Annotated in this window: 22 protein-coding genes; 18 read left to right on the top strand and 4 right to left on the bottom strand. The window is 36.9% G+C overall.

The genetic code is table 11. The annotated features are described in order from the left end of the window. Positions 1-15: 15 nt before the first annotated feature. The 7 genes from ACNQFZ_RS03740 (at position 16) to ACNQFZ_RS03710 (ending at position 3,781) form a co-directional block, all read left to right on the top strand. Positions 16-444 carry a CBS domain-containing protein gene (locus ACNQFZ_RS03740; protein WP_458414015.1) on the top strand — a complete coding sequence of 143 codons (429 nt, stop codon included), beginning with the start codon at positions 16-18 and terminating at the stop codon, positions 442-444. A 130-nt stretch (positions 445-574) separates the two neighbouring features. Further along, a complete protein-coding gene (locus tag ACNQFZ_RS03735) occupies positions 575-1,618 on the top strand; it encodes a CAP domain-containing protein (RefSeq protein WP_458414014.1) in 1,044 nt (347 codons plus the stop codon). Between the two features lie 72 nt (positions 1,619-1,690). Then, on the top strand, positions 1,691-2,104 hold the full coding sequence (locus tag ACNQFZ_RS03730) for a YlbD family protein (protein WP_458414013.1): 414 nt from the start codon (positions 1,691-1,693) through the stop codon (positions 2,102-2,104). Between the two features lie 20 nt (positions 2,105-2,124). Next, positions 2,125-2,364: a YlbE-like family protein gene (locus ACNQFZ_RS03725; protein ID WP_458414012.1), complete on the top strand. Its 240-nt coding sequence runs from the start codon at positions 2,125-2,127 to the stop codon at positions 2,362-2,364. A 77-nt stretch (positions 2,365-2,441) separates the two neighbouring features. Continuing rightward, entirely contained in the window at positions 2,442-2,864 is a 423-nt protein-coding gene (locus ACNQFZ_RS03720; RefSeq protein WP_458414011.1) for a hypothetical protein, read from the top strand. Positions 2,865-2,961: 97 nt separating this feature from the next. Continuing rightward, positions 2,962-3,402: a YlbF family regulator gene (locus ACNQFZ_RS03715; RefSeq protein ID WP_458414010.1), complete on the top strand. Its 441-nt coding sequence runs from the start codon at positions 2,962-2,964 to the stop codon at positions 3,400-3,402. 100 nt (positions 3,403-3,502) lie between these two features. Beyond that, on the top strand, positions 3,503-3,781 hold the full coding sequence (locus ACNQFZ_RS03710; RefSeq protein WP_458414009.1) for a YlbG family protein: 279 nt from the start codon (positions 3,503-3,505) through the stop codon (positions 3,779-3,781). Positions 3,782-3,840: 59 nt separating this feature from the next. Here ACNQFZ_RS03710 and ACNQFZ_RS03705 read toward each other — a convergent pair whose 3' ends face one another. After that, positions 3,841-4,230 carry a DUF7147 family protein gene (locus ACNQFZ_RS03705; RefSeq protein WP_458414008.1) on the bottom strand — a complete coding sequence of 130 codons (390 nt, stop codon included), beginning with the start codon at positions 4,228-4,230 and terminating at the stop codon, positions 3,841-3,843. Between the two features lie 407 nt (positions 4,231-4,637). On the opposite strand from ACNQFZ_RS03705, the gene rsmD reads away from it, so the two are divergent. Together rsmD and coaD are read left to right on the top strand one after the other, a co-directional pair. Next, positions 4,638-5,213, top strand: coding sequence for a 16S rRNA (guanine(966)-N(2))-methyltransferase RsmD (gene rsmD / locus ACNQFZ_RS03700; RefSeq protein ID WP_458414007.1), 576 nt, complete (start codon positions 4,638-4,640; stop codon positions 5,211-5,213). A gap of 27 nt (positions 5,214-5,240) precedes the next feature. Continuing rightward, positions 5,241-5,723 carry a pantetheine-phosphate adenylyltransferase gene (gene coaD, locus ACNQFZ_RS03695; protein ID WP_458414006.1) on the top strand — a complete coding sequence of 161 codons (483 nt, stop codon included), beginning with the start codon at positions 5,241-5,243 and terminating at the stop codon, positions 5,721-5,723. Positions 5,724-5,743: 20 nt separating this feature from the next. On the opposite strand, the gene ylbJ is transcribed toward coaD, so the two are convergent. Beyond that, positions 5,744-6,970, bottom strand: coding sequence for a sporulation integral membrane protein YlbJ (gene ylbJ / locus ACNQFZ_RS03690; RefSeq protein ID WP_458414005.1), 1,227 nt, complete (start codon positions 6,968-6,970; stop codon positions 5,744-5,746). A 154-nt stretch (positions 6,971-7,124) separates the two neighbouring features. On the opposite strand from ylbJ, the gene ACNQFZ_RS03685 reads away from it, so the two are divergent. Continuing rightward, positions 7,125-7,919: a patatin-like phospholipase family protein gene (locus ACNQFZ_RS03685; RefSeq protein WP_458414004.1), complete on the top strand. Its 795-nt coding sequence runs from the start codon at positions 7,125-7,127 to the stop codon at positions 7,917-7,919. After that, positions 7,912-8,985 (top strand): SepM family pheromone-processing serine protease, encoded by a 1,074-nt coding sequence (locus tag ACNQFZ_RS03680; protein ID WP_458414003.1) that lies wholly within the window; start codon positions 7,912-7,914, stop codon positions 8,983-8,985. The genes ACNQFZ_RS03685 and ACNQFZ_RS03680 overlap by 8 nt, the downstream gene beginning before the upstream one ends. An 82-nt stretch (positions 8,986-9,067) precedes the next feature. Here ACNQFZ_RS03680 and ACNQFZ_RS03675 read toward each other — a convergent pair whose 3' ends face one another. Next, positions 9,068-10,306, bottom strand: a complete 1,239-nt coding sequence (locus ACNQFZ_RS03675) for a nucleotidyltransferase (RefSeq protein ID WP_458414002.1) — start codon at positions 10,304-10,306, stop codon at positions 9,068-9,070. Between the two features lie 115 nt (positions 10,307-10,421). Between ACNQFZ_RS03675 and ACNQFZ_RS03670 the strand changes: the two genes are divergently transcribed. The 4 genes from ACNQFZ_RS03670 to ACNQFZ_RS03655 all read left to right on the top strand — a co-directional run bounded on the left by ACNQFZ_RS03670 (position 10,422) and on the right by ACNQFZ_RS03655 (position 12,781). After that, the gene (locus tag ACNQFZ_RS03670; protein WP_458414001.1) at positions 10,422-10,946 is read left to right on the top strand and encodes a YceD family protein; all 525 of its coding nucleotides are present in this window, start codon (positions 10,422-10,424) and stop codon (positions 10,944-10,946) included. 25 nt (positions 10,947-10,971) lie between these two features. Continuing rightward, complete coding sequence (gene rpmF / locus ACNQFZ_RS03665) at positions 10,972-11,145, top strand: 50S ribosomal protein L32 (protein WP_102347043.1); 174 nt, start codon at positions 10,972-10,974, stop codon at positions 11,143-11,145. Positions 11,146-11,282: 137 nt separating this feature from the next. Beyond that, positions 11,283-12,044, top strand: a complete 762-nt coding sequence (locus ACNQFZ_RS03660; RefSeq protein ID WP_458414000.1) for an enoyl-CoA hydratase/isomerase family protein — start codon at positions 11,283-11,285, stop codon at positions 12,042-12,044. Between the two features lie 104 nt (positions 12,045-12,148). After that, the gene (locus ACNQFZ_RS03655; RefSeq protein WP_458413999.1) at positions 12,149-12,781 is read left to right on the top strand and encodes an RsfA family transcriptional regulator; all 633 of its coding nucleotides are present in this window, start codon (positions 12,149-12,151) and stop codon (positions 12,779-12,781) included. Between the two features lie 33 nt (positions 12,782-12,814). Here the strand turns inward: ACNQFZ_RS03655 and ACNQFZ_RS03650 are convergent, their stop codons facing one another. Then, positions 12,815-13,288, bottom strand: a complete 474-nt coding sequence (locus ACNQFZ_RS03650) for an N-acetyltransferase (protein WP_458413998.1) — start codon at positions 13,286-13,288, stop codon at positions 12,815-12,817. Between the two features lie 189 nt (positions 13,289-13,477). Between ACNQFZ_RS03650 and ACNQFZ_RS03645 the strand changes: the two genes are divergently transcribed. The 3 genes from ACNQFZ_RS03645 to bshC all read left to right on the top strand — a co-directional run bounded on the left by ACNQFZ_RS03645 (position 13,478) and on the right by bshC (position 16,493). Then, the gene (locus tag ACNQFZ_RS03645; RefSeq protein ID WP_458413997.1) at positions 13,478-14,392 is read left to right on the top strand and encodes a 2-dehydropantoate 2-reductase; all 915 of its coding nucleotides are present in this window, start codon (positions 13,478-13,480) and stop codon (positions 14,390-14,392) included. Further along, positions 14,385-14,768 (top strand): DUF3397 domain-containing protein, encoded by a 384-nt coding sequence (locus tag ACNQFZ_RS03640; protein WP_458413996.1) that lies wholly within the window; start codon positions 14,385-14,387, stop codon positions 14,766-14,768. Before ACNQFZ_RS03645 ends, ACNQFZ_RS03640 begins: the two co-directional genes overlap by 8 nt. 99 nt (positions 14,769-14,867) lie before the next feature. After that, a complete protein-coding gene (gene bshC / locus ACNQFZ_RS03635) occupies positions 14,868-16,493 on the top strand; it encodes a bacillithiol biosynthesis cysteine-adding enzyme BshC (protein ID WP_458413995.1) in 1,626 nt (541 codons plus the stop codon). Positions 16,494-16,563 lie beyond the last annotated feature (70 nt).

Genomic DNA, 16,563 nt, shown 5'->3' with positions numbered 1-16,563 from the left:
TATGGAGGGGCATATATGAAAACAGTTCGCGAGGTAATGTCAACAAATGTTGAATATTGTACACCGGTAGATAATGCCTTTGAGGTTGCTACGAAAATGAAGGATTTAAATGTAGGGGCAATTCCCATTGTTGAGAATGGAAATCTGCTAGGAATGATTACAGACAGGGATTTAGTAGTTAGAGGAATAGCTGAAAAACGTTCCGGATCAAATTCTGTTACGAATATAATGAGCGAGGAATTAGTTACTGTATCTCCTACTGCTTCTGTCCATGATGCGGCGCATTTAATGGCACAGAAACAAATTCGTCGTCTCCCTGTTGTTGAAAATGGACAATTAGTGGGAATTGTTTCTCTCGGTGATTTAGCAGTTGAAGAACAATCCGATCAAAAAGCCGGATACGCCTTAAGTGAAATATCTGAGCCATCTGAGTTCCAACAATAGTTCTATAAGCGTAAGTGCAAGGTACCTTCACAGTAGCGAAGGTACCTCTTTTTTTTGAATTAAAGGAATATTTTAATAACAGGACTATATAATGGTATAAAAAGTTAGGGACAAGCAGGGGGGCTTATTCATGAGGATCAAGATCCTTTCTTTTTTTATACTATTTATTGTACTTGTATTGGGAGCTATTTATCTTCAAAAAGTGTTGACTCCTTCATCCAGTGAAAAAATACATACAACTTCCATTCAATCTTTTGATTATCAAAAAAAAGAGCAAAAAGTAGCAAAGTCCGAAAAACGTCAAAAGTTGTATAGTCTGATTGGAAAAGATAGTAAGGATGTTATGGAACTGCTCGGAAAACCAGCAAGAATTGATGTCTCAGAATATGACTATGAATGGTGGGTTTATAATGAGCCGCTTTCCCGTTATTGCCAAGTGGGCATTGAGGATGATAAAGTAGTCACCATTTTTGTGATGGGGGATGATATTGACATTTCACCCTTTCGGATAGGTGAAGTACTTCCTTATAATTTTTTCGATGTCTCGAATAAGGTCGCCTTGGAGGTCGAAAAAAATTTGTATCAGTTTGAACTAACTGAGGAAGAGTTAATGACAACGCCACTCTTGCAATATAAGAATATTTGGGCACAGATCAATATTGATAAGTTCACGAAAGAGGTCATAAGCGTCCGCTTTTTAGATGCCAAAACATTAATAAAAATAAGACCTTATGCGCTTCTTTATCGAGGAGACTTAATATCCGCAAAGAAAATAGACCCCGGGTTGTGGAATGATATTGAAAAAGGCAAAGCACTGCAAATCTTAGATATGACGAATATAGTAAGAGTACGAAATAGTTTGGAACGAGTGAACTGGGATGAAAGAACAGCAGTTGTTGCATATAGTCATTCAAGGGAGATGTTCGAAGAAGAATATTTTTCCCATAGTTCTCCCACATATGGTAATTTATCAGATCGCTTAGTAAACGGCGGTGTAAACTTTACAGCTGCAGGTGAAAATATTGCTGCACGTTATGTAGATGCAATTTCCGTTGTTGCAGGTTGGTTAAATAGCAAAGGACATCGGACAACGTTGTTAAATAAAGATTTTACTCATTTGGGTGTTGGTGTCTATGAGAAGTATTATACCCAAAATTTCATCAGAGCATGGTAAAATGGGCGGACATTTTTTTAACAATGGTAGTAACCTATAGTAGGCCAAATCTGTCGTAATGGGGTGTAGACTATGGGAAAGCAGAATCCGAAGGTTTCCGAATTCAAAAAGTTTGTTGAACGTTATCCAGGTATTGCAAAAGATGTCCGCGCAAAAGAAAAAAGTTGGCAGGAATTTTTTGAGGACTGGTATATGTTTGGAGAAGACGATGCGATGTGGGATCAATATAAAACTGAAACGAAAGGTGAACTCATAACGAAAAAAGATGACTCTAAAAAAGAATCAGATTTTGTATCCCAAATCATGGCGATTATGAAGAAAGTTGATATGAACGAAGTACAAAAACATATTACAACTGTTAGTGGAGCGATTGCGAATGTACAGCAAATTCTTGAACAATTTCAAGGTATTGCACCAAATAACCAAAATCAAAGAATGCCAGGGCCAAGAAATCCGCAAAATCCTTTTTTTTATAAAAAGGATTAACAGTCTGGAGCTGTTAACAAATGCGCCGTGAAATCCAAAATTATTTAGCCACAAGACATGACTTACGTTTATTTATTCGAGAGAATCCGGTCTGGTATCGCATCCTTTGCCGAAATCCAGAGAAGCTGTTTGAGATTGAACAGGAAGCGAAAATTTTTTATGGTAAGACCTTTCCGCAAAAAATCGATCGCCTGCAGCAGCAAATTCAATTAGCAAACCTCTTAGTTGGTATGGTGAGCGCAATGGAAAAAAACCGGTAGGATAATATTTTTCGATTAATTTTAGCCAGTGAGGTAACAATAAGATATGCAAATACAATTTAAAGGTGGGAAATAATATGGCAAAATATATTCTTGTCATAACTTCTTTTCTTTTCTTTATAATGAATGATCCAGCATTGGCTAGAAGTAATATAGAAAATCTTATGGGTACTAAAGAGCAAAGAGTTGCTGCAGTTAAAGAGAATTCAGAACAACAAGAAAAATCGATATCTGTGAAACATCAAGTAAAGGGGAATGATGTTTATATTGAATGTGTCATTTCTAACTTTATGTTTTCAAAGCGGGAAGACAGAAATAGTAATAAAAATGGATATGGTTTTATGCAACTTTATCTTAATGGCAAAAAAATTGACGAAATTTATACCGCCGCCTTTATTATTAAGGGATTGCCAGTGGGTAAGCATCTCATAAAACTTGAGCTTGTCCAAAATGATGGAACGCCATATAAGATTGAGGAAGAATTTGAAGTAACGATTTGATTTAGGACATTTTAAGAAGCTGACTTGTACGTTTGTATAGGTCAGCCTTTTTCTTGGTGAACCATTCATGGTATTATTATAGTGGAGGTGTTAGAAATTGCTTGCAACAGAAGAAAGGATAAATATTCTCGATGTAGCAGATGAATTGTCCGCAATGATTCTTAATTCTGATGTAGTGGAAGACTATTATCAGTGTTTAAATAGATTACGTAAAGACGAAAAGGCTGTGAGTATAATTAAAGCCTTTACTAAGCAAAAGGAATTATATGAAGAGGTACACCGTATCGGCAAGTATCATCCCGATTATCTAAAGGTAATTAAAGAAACAAGGGAACTAAAACGGGAAATGGATCTCCTTGACACCGTTTATGAATTTAAAAAGGCCGAAAATGCTTTGCAAAGCTTATTGGACGAGATTAGTGTTTTAATTGGTCATTCTGTTTCAAAACAAATTAAAGTACCTACAGGAGACCCATTTTTTGAGTCCTCTTCTGGCTGTAACGGCTGCAGCAGCGGCGGTCACAATAGCTGTGGATAATGCTAAAGCTTGCAAATCACGATAAATTCATGCTATTCTGACTAAGAATAGATGATCGAATAAAGCCCTAGATTAGTGTTTTAAAAGGATGGATTTGAAGATGAATTTTGGAAATCGGCAAGGAATTATAGTATGGGTGCATTCATTAAAACAGGTAAAGCAGCTAAAGCGTTTTGGAAATATCCATTATGTATCAAAAAAGCTTAAATATGTTGTGATTTATATGGATATGGACCGGATTGAGGAAACAGCGGAGCGGATTAAATCCTTGTCGTTTGTAAAGAAGGTTGAGCTTTCTTATAAGCCCTTTCTTAAAACTGAGTATGAAAACTCTAAGCCGGATAAAGCAAAAGAGTATGATTATAAAATCGGCATTTGAATAGCAAAAAGCCCCTTAGTAAGTTTTTTATAAATAATGCTAAGAGGCTTTTTGTTTTTTTACCCCATCGGCGGTATAAATCTGTTCATGCGCAAAATGCCGATTAAGTGTTGATAATAAAGTTCTGTTTCCGCAAATACCGAGGATGGTTTTACCTTAAATGCAATAATCTCTTTTCCCAGCTCCTCCGCCAATTCCTTAAAAAGATCAAAGCGTTTATTAGGCTTTTTCTCTGGATTTGGAATCCCTTCTCTGCATACGTAGATAGGTTGAAAATCCCCAGTTGTGGTAGGCTTTAAGACTACAGCTAAAGAAGTAACATCATTGTCATTAATGACTGTATGAAATGCCATCAAGTGAACAATTCTATGTTTGTTCGTTCTGGCAATTTCCAACAACTCATAAAGGTCTGAATACCCTTGTCCAAGTTCAATAAATCGTTGAATCACCGTTAATTCCCCTTTCAATACAAAAAACGTTACATGCAAGTTACACTTTATCAATTGAATGGGGAAACGTCAAAAAAAAATCCCTGCTTTCGCAGGGTCCTTCTATTTTTCCTTGAAAGTTACGTTTAACCTCCAAGATAAGAAGGCAAAGGGAGAGGAGAAACCGGAGGAAGAACTTATGGGGAAACGTAAGTCTTCTCCGCGGTTGGCAACAACACCAAAAAATAATGTTGTTACTATCCATTATGACCAAAACTTTTTTCTCTATACATTAAATTTTGACTATCTGTGTTGACTATCCATCTATATTAAGATAAAGTGAAAATTGCATTATGTATTTTTGTGATGCTAAATTTTACCAATAATATAGGTTTTAAAAGAACAAATGAATTCATAGGTGATTGACAATGAGAGTTATTGCAGGAAAGTGTAAAGGAAGGCCTCTTAAAGCTGTCCCTGGCATGGATACTAGACCTACTACAGATAAAATAAAGGAATCAATGTTTAATATTATTGGACCTTATTTTGATGGTGGTGTGGGCTTGGATTTGTTTGGTGGAAGCGGCGGGCTGGGAATTGAAGCATTAAGTCGTGGACTAGATAAAGTTGTTTTTGTAGATCGGAGCAGGAAAGCTGTTGAGGTTATCAAACAAAACATTGATTTTTGTGGATTTGAGGAACAATCAGAGGTCTTTTGTAATGACGCGAACCGAGCCCTAAAGGCCATAATAAAGCGTGGTTTGAAATTCACTCATATTTTTTTAGATCCTCCTTATAAATTAACGGAATTGGAAAATATTATCGGAACTATTGATCAAGCGCATTTGGTAAGCGATGATGGCATCATTATTGCTGAGCATGGTGCTGAACTTACACTGCCGACATCGATTGGGGCTCTTCATTTAACCAGAAGAGAAGTTTATGGGAGTACAACTGCGGTTTCAATCTTTCAATACAATAAAAATACTGAAAATTCGATATAGTCGAAAATTGAAAAAGGAGAGGATGATATGGCAAGTATTGCTGTCTGTCCTGGTAGCTTTGATCCAGTTACTCTAGGGCATTTGGATATTATTAAACGAGGTGCAAAAGTATTCGGAACACTTTATGTATGTGTACTGAACAATTCTTCAAAGAATCCGCTTTTTTCAGTAGAGGAGAGAATTGAACTCATCAAGAAAGTGACGAAGGATATACCCAATGTTGAAGTTGAGGCATTTGATGGTTTATTAATTGAGTATGCACGTACAAAGCGTGCAACTGCTATTTTAAGGGGATTACGTGCGGTATCGGACTTTGAGTATGAAATGCAAATCACATCAATGAATAGGACGTTAGGAGAAGAAATTGAAACGTTTTTCATTATGACAAATAATCAATATTCATTCCTAAGCTCAAGCATTGTTAAGGAAGCGGCGAAATATCATGGGGATATTTCTAGTCTCGTTCCGATTGAAGTAGAAAAAGCATTAAGAGAAAAATATAAAAGCTGATCATAATCGATCAGCTTTTTTTATGATGTAAAGCTTTGCGCATTTGCTTTTGCATAAAGAAAGATGTAAATGCAAAGCGATGCAATCGTAATCAGCGCGCCATATTGGAGTAAAAATTCCCAATACATATAGACCCAGGACCACCCGATATCGTTTGCAATAGCAGGCACTGCTTCTTTGTTATCTGTTACATATAAATTTGCATACAGTGGTTTCCATAAGAGATAAGCAAAAATAGCGGAGAATAGTCCCTGCAAAACTCTTGCCACAAAAAAAGGTTGAAAACGGATATTGGAATCCGCAAGTAAACTTGCAACCTGCGCTTGGACGGAAAAGCCACTAAAACCTAAAATAAAGCTGGTAATGATTACTTTGAAAAATAAGTCGACACCCTCTGTTTGACTAGTTAGTTGACTGCCTAATGTTATTTCGAACATACCCGATAACAGTGGTAAAGCTAATTCAGCTGGTATTTGAAAAATAGTGAGGATGTAACTGAAAAACATTGACACAATTTCAGTTATACCCACTATGTAGAGCAAACGATTAAACACGGAAAATAGAATAATAAAGCCGCCAATCATCAGCAGTGTTTGAATGGATGAAATAACCGCATCGCCCAACATTTTTCCAAGGGGCTTTTGATTTTTTATTCTTGTTTGGTGCAGCGAATGGAAAGCTTCCTTTATGGATAAAACACTTTTTTTTGTTGAGCTTGCTTTCTCGCTATCTTGTCTACCATGGAATCGCATGAAAATACCTACACAAAAATTACCAAGATAATGGGCGGCGGCAAGTAAAATCCCAATATTTGCATTATTGAAAAAACCAACTGAAACAGCGCCAAAAATAAATAGTGGATTGGATGAATTTGTAAAGGAGACTAACCGTTCGGCCTCAATTGCTGTTAGCTGTTTTTCTTGGCGAAGGCGCGCAGTCAGTTTGGCACCTGCCGGAAAGCCGGAAGCCATTCCCATTGCCCAAACCACCCCGCCAACACCAGGAACTTTAAATAGTGGACGCATGAGAGGTTCTAAAAGGATTCCGATGAATTTAACAACGCCATAGCCAATCAGTAATTCCGAAACAATGAAAAATGGTAGTAAGGAAGGAAATACAACCTCCCACCACATTTCTAATCCCCTTCTTGATGCTTCAAGTGATTCTTTTGGAGAAAAAATCAATCCGAAAGCAACAAGTGATACTGATATTGCCACTAGGATTGTTTTTAGTTTAGAACGCGTCACATATAGCCCTCCAACATATTCATGAGTTCTTATTCTATACTTGATCGTTATAGAATGGTAAAATAAGGTCGAAAGATTCTAGTCCTACTAATAATATGCGATGGTCATCATAGAATAGACCTAAAATAAGGAAAAGGTTATGGAGGGAAACTGCTTGAGGAAACCAAGAATTGGCTTAGCTCTTGGTTCAGGTGGAGCTAGAGGTTTTGCTCATCTAGGTGTGTTAAAGGCATTAAATAAAGCAGGCATTCCAATTGAGTTCATTGCTGGAAGCAGCATGGGGGCATTAGTAGGTGGTTTATACGGAGCGGGGCATGACCTCGAACGCCTTCAAAGATTAGCAACCGCATTTAGACGAAAATATTACCTTGACTTTACCGTTCCAAAAATGGGCTTTATTAGTGGTCAAAAAGTAAAAGAGTTTATCCGAATGTTTACACTTGGAAAGACAATTGAACAACTTTCTCCAACACTTTGGATTGTAGCAACAGATATTAAAACAGGAGAAAAGGTCATTTTCAAGGAGGGGCCACTTGCAGAAGCAATCCGGGCAAGCATTTCCATACCTGGAATATTCGTTCCTGAAAAAATGAATGGCCGTTTGCTCGTCGATGGAGGGGTTGTCGACCGAGTGCCTATCTCCGTTGTTAAAGAAATGGGAGCGGATCTTGTTATAGCGGTGGATGTTTCACATGTAAAAGTTGATGCAGAAATTTCTTCCATATTTGACGTAATCCTGCAAAGTATTGATATTATGCAGGATGAATTAGCACGCCTAAAGCAGTTTGATGCAGACGTTTTAATTAAACCACGGGTTGAGCAGTATAGTGCAAAAGCTTTTACGAATACTGAAGATATCATTCGAATAGGAGAAGAAGAAACCGTGAAGCAAATTCCATTTATATTAGAATATATCGAGAAGTGGAAGGAGTCACATCACCATGAATAAGCAAAAAAATTTGATAAGGGGCTTAAGTATAGTCCTGGCAATCAGCCTTTTTCTATCCTTCTTTCAACTGCCTTATTATATTTCATCCCCTGGAGAAGCGACTGAGCTCGCCCCCATTGTAAAGGTAGATGGAGGGAAAAAAGAAAGAGGGAGTTTTTCGTTAACAACAGTGAGAATTGGCAAAGCAAATATCATTCAGTATGCGTGGGCTAAAGCAAATGATTATTATGAAATCTATCCTGAGGATTATATTCGTCCAGAAGGTGAAACAAATGAGGAGTATACGAAGCGCCAGCTGCATATGATGGAAGATTCAAAAGAGCAGGCTACGGTTGTTGCTTATACGAAAGCAAAAAAAGATATTAAGATCAAATATAATGGCGTTTACGTTATGAGTGTGATACCAGGTATGCCAGCTGAAAAACAGTTGAAAGTGGGCGACCGCCTCTTTTCGGTAGACAATAAGGAAATGAAATCATCCGAAGAATTTATGAAGTATGTTTCTACAAAGAGCAAAGGGGATGTTGTGAAGTTAAAATTAGAAAGAGACGAAAAAATAATGGATGTAAGGGTGCCATTGGCAGTTTTTCCAAAAGAAAAAACTGGGGAGAAGAAAGATAAAGTCGGATTAGGCATTCTTCTTGTAACCGACCGTAAAGTGGAAGTAAACCCACCTGTTGAAATCAATACAGATAAAATCGGGGGTCCTTCTGCCGGACTGATGTTTACCCTTGAAATTTACAATCAATTGATTGATAAGGACCTGACGAAGGGCTATAAAATAGCGGGAACGGGTACGATTAGCTATGAGGGTGAAGTCGGCCGTATCGGTGGAATCCAACAAAAAATTGTCGCAGCCGATAAATCGAATATTGAAATTTTCTTTGCCCCGAATGAACGCGGTAAAGCCCAGGTAGACGAAAATGGAAAACCTATCCTGACAAATTATCAAGAAGCATTGGAAACGGCAAAAGATATTAAAACAGATATGAAAATTATCCCGGTGGATACCTTTGAGGACGCCGTTAAATATCTAGAGAAATTACCTCCTAAAAATAATAAATAAAATAGGGCGCAAGCAACCGCTGATTGAGGAACAGTAACGGTGCTTGTGCTTTTTTTGTTGGTTAGTTGGTACGGTGAAAGGGCTATCCCAAAAATTGTCGTTTGGATGAATCATATCTAAACGGCGGATTTGTATATTCAGCTTTGATGATTTGTGAGCGCAATGGTTCTTTTAGGCAAGATGCATACACTTTAGTTGCTTTTATATCAAGCATGATTTGTTCATTCGAAAAGGACGCTAGTCTTGAAACAAGGGGGAGAGAGATGTGTTTTTTAACTTTATTCAAATAGTCCTGCCCCTGTAATGACATGCCAAGCAACCGAATATAAGTAGGCTGATGCTCATACTTCTTCATTGCTTTTTTCGTTGTGTTGGTGAGTATGTGCAGGCATAGCCGTTGTAATCTTGTCCATGTATACCGCTTCGTTTTCAACTTTTCCATAAAATCATTGAAAGTTACTGAATCGGAAATCAATTGGAGGACACGATTCTCTAGGCCTTCTTCTACCTCATAGATTTGATTAAGTTCCTCCGCTGTCATGGACAGTAGTCGGTATTTTAAAAAAGGGAAGTAGTCCTCCCAACGATGAAACAACCCATATTTGTTTTTATAAGCTTGCAAATGAAGTGAAGTAGTATCAGGCATAACATTTTGGATTTCTTCTAGATTCGTGTTTCCCGAAAACAAATTATTTCGTATACTTGTTGCACTGGCGATATGTTGATCCTGAAAATCCTTGTCATGGTAATTCGCTTTTGTCCGTTTGATTGTATAAACTTTCATATCGCTATGAAGAGTATGGATCGCTTTAATATAATGAAAACCTAAAATATTATTTGGTTGTGAAAGATCAACGACATCTTCCGAGATTTGTAACCTTAGGAAGGCATCGGATGCTGCCCTTGGATAGCTTTTACCTTCCTTTAAAGCAGGTTGAATAAGGGTATTAAATTCATCTTTTTTGGCCTCCATCTCTTTGTAGGTCAGTTCAAAGCTACGTGTATTCCCATCTTCGCTTCCAAAGCATAGACTATCAACATCCAAGGCTTCTAATAAAGAAACAGCACCATGGGCAAAGATGTCGGCCTTTTGGGTAGCAAATACATAAGGAAGTTCAATGACAACATCGACGCCGCCTTCCAGTGCCATTTTCGTACGGTTCCATTTCGAAACGAGAGCAGGTTCTCCGCGCTGCAGAAAATTACCGCTCATAACGGCGATCACTAAATTTGCGCCTGTTACTTTTTTTGTTTCTTGGATATGATAATAATGTCCATTATGAAAGGGATTATATTCTACGATTACTCCGACACTCTTCATTGCTAATTTCCTTTCTTTATCAATCATTTTTTTATATAGTATAGTGTAAAGATAAAATATTGACAAATAAGTTTCCGAAAGCTATAATTACCATTGTTGCCTTGAGGTGAGATGAATGAAATGGTATATAAATCAATTTAATCAATTCCGGAATAAAGGGATCATTGTTGATGAAATGGTTGATGTAAGTGAACTAGAAAAAACATCTGATATTAGAAGAATTCCACCTGTCCATGTGAAAGGGCACGGTGATTTTGGTTCTAATAAGATTACATTTACACTTACGATTGAAGGGACGATGATTTTGCCATGCTCCCGGACGTTAAAGGATGCTACCCATTCCTTTACAATTGAAACGACCGAAACGTATTTATTATCACCGGAAGGGTATGGACAACCTGACGAAGAAAATCTCCATCAGGTTGAGGGGGAAGTACTTGACTTAATGCCAATGATTAAGGAAAATATTCTCCTGGAGATACCTTTGCAAATCTATTGCGACGATCCTTCTCTTGAAGGTGGTGCGCCACAATCAGGAAAAGGTTGGCAAGTGGTATCAGAAAACGAGCAAAAAGATCGGATTGATCCTCGCTTTCTAGCCTTGAAAGATTTTTTCAATGACAACAAAAACAATGATTAGTTAACCTTTTAAGGAGGTGGGAATAATGGCTGTACCTTTTAGAAGAACATCTAAAACTGCAAAAAGAAAACGTCGTACACACTATAAATTACAAGTGCCTGGTATGGTGTCATGCCCAAATTGTGGAGAATTAAAATTGGCTCACCGCGTTTGTAAGGAATGTGGTACTTACAAGGGTAAAGAAGTAGTAAACGACTAATTGAAAAGTAAGAAAGCGTAGGGAATAATTTCTCTGCGCTTTTTTATTTAGTTCAAAAGTGTGGCAGGAATATTGAATTTAAAAGCAAATACTTTATAATAGACTTTTTTTACACATATTAGAGGGGGAGAAAGAGAATGGGGAAGGTTTTGATAGAAAGAAATGAAAATGGGGTCGTATGGCTTACAATCAATCGCCCTGAAAAAAGAAATGCCATTGATTTTGATGTGATGGACGGCTTTAAAGAAATAATCGAAGAAGTCGCAAATAATAAAAAGGATAAAGTGTTGGTGATAACGGGAGCGGGCAGTCGGGCCTTTTGTTCCGGTGGCGACTTAAGTGTATTTCATAATCTCCGCACGAAAGAAGAAGCGTATACCATGCTGTCAAAGATGGGTGAAATATTGTATTCATTAGTAACACTGCCTAAACCAACGATTGCTCTCTTAAATGGGGCAGCAATTGGCGGTGGTTGTGAAATTGCCTCTGCTTGTGATTTTAGATTAGCAAGCGAAAAGTCTACTTTCGGCTTTGTACAAGGTAAGTTGGCGATTACAACAGGCTGGGGTGGAGCTTCGATGCTATTGGAAAAGTTAGCGCATGATAAAGCGATGACAATGCTCTTAACAGCAGATAGATTCACGGCAAAGGAAGGCGTTGACTTAGGCTTTATTCAAACATTATTTGCCGAAGAAAACCTTAGAGACCAATGTGAGGCTTGGCTTCGTGCTTATGTTGAGCAAAGTACGGGTGTTTTGGAAGCTTATAAAAAAACAGCTATTCGAAAATGGGAGCAAACGAATTTGCGAGACAGGATATTCGCGGAAATCGAACAATGTGCTGTTCTTTGGGCTTCTGATGAGCACCATGAAGCAGTTCAATCTTTTTTGGACGCCTAGTAGCATAATTATTATTGATTCTTGTATTTTCACTAGATTTTTAGATTCTATCTTTTCTATTGGTTGCATAAAAATAATAAAAAAACAATAGGAGAGATAGAAATATGACTACATTAAGACAAGATGCCTGGACACAAGATGAAGACTTATTGCTTGCAGAGGTCGTATTGAGACATATAAGAGATGGCAGCACTCAACTAGCTGCTTTTGAAGAAGTTGGCAAAAAACTTTCAAGGACAGCAGCAGCATGTGGTTTCAGGTGGAACTCAGCCGTTCGAAAGCAATATAAATCGGCGATTGAACTTGCCAAGAAACAAAGAAAAGGTGAAAAAATACTTGAAGAACCGAAAGTTATATCGGTAGAGGAGCCAAAAGATGCTCCAAGCACTGAGGGCCAAACAAGCGTTGACCCGGGTGGAGAGAAAAAGCTAATGACCTTTGATGCGGTGATTGAATTTTTATCATCGGTTGAATCAACGATGAAAAGCTCTGAAGCTCTTAAGGAAGAAAATGAGTCATTAAAAAATGAAATAACTGCTCTAAAGCAAGAAAGAGACGATCTCTTAAATAAAGTTGAGAAGTTAACAGAAAGCTATCATTTAATTGAAGAAGATTACAAAGCGCTAATTGAGATTATGGAAAGAGCTCGGAAAATGATTGTATTGCAGGAAGATGAGGGATCAAAGTTCAAGTTTCAAATGGATAAAAACGGAAACTTGGAAAGAGTAAAAAAATAAAAGCTGACTTTCGGTCAGCTTTTTGTAATTAGTTTAATTGATTTTATGATCTGATAAAAAATCAGGATACCATACTAATAGTTTTTCAGGTGTATCTGTCATTGGCGTAAAAGGCATGAACCCCATCTTATTCCAAAATCCTTCAGATTTAATGCGAGGACTTGTGATTATAGGAAGATTGAAACTCTTAGCAAAATCAATAAGTTTCTTTCCGAAACCGCGTTCACGATATTGAGGCAGCACTTCAAGTTTCGATAAATTTAGATAATCTCTGGCACCATCGAACAAACGATCGAATTTTTTATCAGTATGATATAAACTCATTCTGGCAACTAACTTATCACCGTAATAAATACCGTAAAAGGGCGAATTGCAATCGTTTTCAACAATGCTACCACGCAAGTCATCAAACATTTGTAGCTCCTGATTTCCAAATTCTTTAAAACTCTTAAAATCCTCTAATGTTTTGAAATTAATGGATAAATTCTCGATTGGTATGATTTCCATGAAGATACCCTCCTTTTCGCATTTTTATAATTTTATTATAATACAAGTGTGAAAAAATTTCTTCTAATATTAATTTTTTTAACAAAAGTTCAATAATTCAGAAAGTTAACTTGTTATTTATTGCCACAATTTCCAGTCCGTTTTTGTTAAAATAGAAAGAAATATAAAACTTTTTTTCTGGAGGTTTTTATGAAGGTTGCCATTATTGGAGGGGGAGCAGTCGGACTCCTTGTTGCCGCTTATTTATATAAGGCTGATATTGAGCCGGTCATTTATACTAGAAGAAAGGAGCAGGCGCTTCTACTCAATAAATATGGAATTGAAATGAGGAAAAATGAAAAAACAGAAAGATATAATGTTAAGGCTTATTGTTTTTCAGATGGATTTAAGAGGGAAGAAGACTTCATTATTCTGACAGTAAAACAGTATGATTTAGGACCGATTATAAAATCTTTAATTGATAACAAAGTGAAAACACCGCTTCTGTTTTTGCAAAATGGGATGAGTCATATTTCTTTATTGGAACAATTTGATGAAAATTCCGTTTTTTTAGGGATTGTGGAGCATGGGGTTCTAAGGCTTTCGGATTGTAGTATTGTTCATACCGGTGTAGGTCAGATTAAAATCGCACCTCACCACGGGACTAGCGGGGATATGGAGAGGATGATGACAGCCTTAAATGCAATTAGATTTAAGGTCAGCATGATGGATGATTGGTATCCTATGCTTGTGGACAAGTTAGTGGCTAATGCAGTTATTAATCCATTAACTGCCATTTATAAAGTTAAAAATGGTAGTTTATTAAAGAATGAATTTTTTTTGGAAAATATGAAAGCTGTTTTTGATGAAGTCGTACAGGTTGTGAATGGGAAGGAAATTGAAAGCTTATGGGAAAACGTGATTTCCATCTGTAAAAATACAAGTAATAATTATTCATCGATGTATAAAGATATCGATCAAAAGCGGCAAACAGAAATTGATGCTATATTGGGGTATTTACTAGAAGAAGGGAAAAAAAGAAGGAAGTCAATGCCTTTGTCTCAGTTTTTGTATTATAGTATTAAAGGGATGGAGAACATAGGAGAGGAAGAGGGGAATGGTTAATTTATTGGCAGTCTTAGTAGCCACTATGGTTACAATTCCAATCCTGACTATTTTTATCGTGTATTGGATTGCTCGCATTGTCACAAAAAGTAAAAAGAAATCGGTGCATATTTCCGTAGACATTTCGACGCTTTTTTTTATCACTGCTGTTCATTATTTAATCCTCGTTATTTGGGGCAAATCGCTATTATGGATTATTCTTCTTTTGTTAATATCCGTCGCAGCAGTATTTGTTTTTCTGCAATGGAAAATTAATAATGAGATTATCTTCAAAAAAGTATGGAAGGGCTTTTGGAGGTTTAGTTTTCTGTTTTTTTCCTTTTGTTATTTTACACTTGTGATCTATGGTTTATTTCAACGTTTATACTATCTTTAATAGTAATAAAAATTCTCTAAGCAATATTTTTTGGGAGTCAGAGATTCTTTGTTATACTCATAATGAAGGTTTTTATGCAAATAAGAAAGGATGTATCACATGGACTTAACAGAAGTCTCCTCGCCCTTGTCAAATAAAATTGCTTCTCGATATGTGAATCAAGATGATGAAGCAGCCTCCTTCTTTGATTATCCTGCCATACAAAACGATGAGACATATAAAATGCGGATGGATGAGTTAAGGAAGAGACAATTTCCAAGAGAACAATTGGTGAGCCATTTATTAGAGTACCACAATAAATTTAATGTTTCGGAATCGACAATTGCTAATATTCATAAATTGCTTGACCCAAAAAGTGTAGTTGTGATCGGTGGTCAACAGGCAGGATTACTAACAGGCCCACTTTATACGATACATAAAATAATCTCGATTATAAAATTAGCTAGAAAACAAGAACAATTATTGCAAGTGCCTGTTTTACCGGTTTTTTGGGTGGCGGGTGAGGACCATGATTTTGCAGAAATCAATCACGCTTTTGTCATTCGTGAAGGCAGAATCGAAAAACGAGCAATCAAACAAAAAGTGATTCATAAAAGTCCGGCGTCGCAAACCTATATTGATAAACAGCATGCAGAAGAATGGATCAAAGAAATTGTTAGCACATTCGAAGAGACCGGACATACAAAACATCTTTTAAAATGCTTACTTGCTGATTTGCATAAATCAGATACATATGTTGACTTCTTTATCCATCTTATTTTTACATTGTTTAGCGATTATGGCCTGATTGTTGTTGATTCAGGTGACCATGGTTTCCGAAAAGTAGGCTCTGCGTTTACCGAAAAGGCTATCCGACAAAACCAAGAATTAGGAAAACTAGTATTAGAAAAACAACTGACATTGAAAGAACTTGGGTATGGAGAGCCAATCGAAATCAATGAAAAGAATGGCCATCTTTTTTATTTACGAAACGGGAACCGCGTTTTATTAGAAAGAAACGATTCACTATTTGTTGGAAAGAATAAAGAGTGCCAATTTGAAGAAAGTGAACTACTGGCAATTGCTGCTCTACATCCTGAATTATTAAGTAATAATGTTGTCACAAGACCGCTGATGCAGGAATATGTTTTCCCAACGTTGGCTTTTATTTCTGGGCCAGGAGAGGTTGCCTATTGGGCTGTCTTAAAAGAGGCTTTTCATTTGTTCGGTTTTAAAGTACCTCCAGTTGTGCCGAGATTGATGATGTCAATTATAGATAGAAGGGCAGATAAGTATTCACGGGAATTAGATTTGAATATTGAACGAATCGTTCAAAGTGGCTGTGTCGAAGAAAAAGAGGCATGGCTAAAAAATCAGCCCCCATTTCCAATTGATGAAGCTGCCCGGGAAGCCTTGGAGAATATGATGATTGCCCATAAACCATTAAAAGAGCTGGCTGTTCAGATTGATGCCGGCCTCACTGATTTAGCCGAAAAAAATGCCGAGATTATCAAAAACCAACTGTACTTTTTAAAGCAAAGAATGGAAAAGGCGGTTCGCCTGAAACATAAAGTTGAGATTGATAAGTTTGATTATCTTAATCAATGGATTAGGCCACTTGATGCACCACAAGAAAGAATCTGGAACATCTATTATTATCTTAATTTATATGGTTTCAGTTTTATTGATGAAATGATGAAACTTGATTATAAATGGAATCACGAGCATAAAGTTATCTTCGTTTAAATTAGACGTAATCTAACAATTTTAAATATGAAATTGTCGAGCAAAAACCTGCTGTTTCATGCAGGTTTTT

Source organism: Schinkia acidoalkalinis (assembly GCF_054301215.1).
Note: the sequence above shows the minus strand (reverse complement) of the source record. Positions and strands in the feature narration are given on the sequence as shown.

What these genes read in the sequence shown, in the direction of transcription:
- coaD (WP_458414006.1), top strand. Translation starts at nt 5,241, where the DNA reads ATGGCAAGTATTGCTGTCTGTCCTGGTAGCTTTGATCCAGTTACTCTA.
- ACNQFZ_RS03720 (WP_458414011.1), top strand. Translation starts at nt 2,442, where the DNA reads ATGGCAAAATATATTCTTGTCATAACTTCTTTTCTTTTCTTTATAATG.
- ACNQFZ_RS03655 (WP_458413999.1), top strand. Translation starts at nt 12,149, where the DNA reads ATGACTACATTAAGACAAGATGCCTGGACACAAGATGAAGACTTATTG.
- bshC (WP_458413995.1), top strand. Translation starts at nt 14,868, where the DNA reads ATGGACTTAACAGAAGTCTCCTCGCCCTTGTCAAATAAAATTGCTTCT.
- rsmD (WP_458414007.1), top strand. Translation starts at nt 4,638, where the DNA reads ATGAGAGTTATTGCAGGAAAGTGTAAAGGAAGGCCTCTTAAAGCTGTC.
- rpmF (WP_102347043.1), top strand. Translation starts at nt 10,972, where the DNA reads ATGGCTGTACCTTTTAGAAGAACATCTAAAACTGCAAAAAGAAAACGT.
- ACNQFZ_RS03670 (WP_458414001.1), top strand. Translation starts at nt 10,422, where the DNA reads ATGAAATGGTATATAAATCAATTTAATCAATTCCGGAATAAAGGGATC.
- ACNQFZ_RS03740 (WP_458414015.1), top strand. Translation starts at nt 16, where the DNA reads ATGAAAACAGTTCGCGAGGTAATGTCAACAAATGTTGAATATTGTACA.
- ACNQFZ_RS03675 (WP_458414002.1), bottom strand. Translation starts at nt 10,306, where the DNA reads ATGAAGAGTGTCGGAGTAATCGTAGAATATAATCCCTTTCATAATGGA.
- ACNQFZ_RS03725 (WP_458414012.1), top strand. Translation starts at nt 2,125, where the DNA reads ATGCGCCGTGAAATCCAAAATTATTTAGCCACAAGACATGACTTACGT.
- ACNQFZ_RS03650 (WP_458413998.1), bottom strand. Translation starts at nt 13,288, where the DNA reads ATGGAAATCATACCAATCGAGAATTTATCCATTAATTTCAAAACATTA.
- ACNQFZ_RS03680 (WP_458414003.1), top strand. Translation starts at nt 7,912, where the DNA reads ATGAATAAGCAAAAAAATTTGATAAGGGGCTTAAGTATAGTCCTGGCA.
- ACNQFZ_RS03730 (WP_458414013.1), top strand. Translation starts at nt 1,691, where the DNA reads ATGGGAAAGCAGAATCCGAAGGTTTCCGAATTCAAAAAGTTTGTTGAA.
- ACNQFZ_RS03660 (WP_458414000.1), top strand. Translation starts at nt 11,283, where the DNA reads ATGGGGAAGGTTTTGATAGAAAGAAATGAAAATGGGGTCGTATGGCTT.
- ACNQFZ_RS03645 (WP_458413997.1), top strand. Translation starts at nt 13,478, where the DNA reads ATGAAGGTTGCCATTATTGGAGGGGGAGCAGTCGGACTCCTTGTTGCC.
- ACNQFZ_RS03735 (WP_458414014.1), top strand. Translation starts at nt 575, where the DNA reads ATGAGGATCAAGATCCTTTCTTTTTTTATACTATTTATTGTACTTGTA.
- ACNQFZ_RS03640 (WP_458413996.1), top strand. Translation starts at nt 14,385, where the DNA reads ATGGTTAATTTATTGGCAGTCTTAGTAGCCACTATGGTTACAATTCCA.
- ACNQFZ_RS03710 (WP_458414009.1), top strand. Translation starts at nt 3,503, where the DNA reads ATGAATTTTGGAAATCGGCAAGGAATTATAGTATGGGTGCATTCATTA.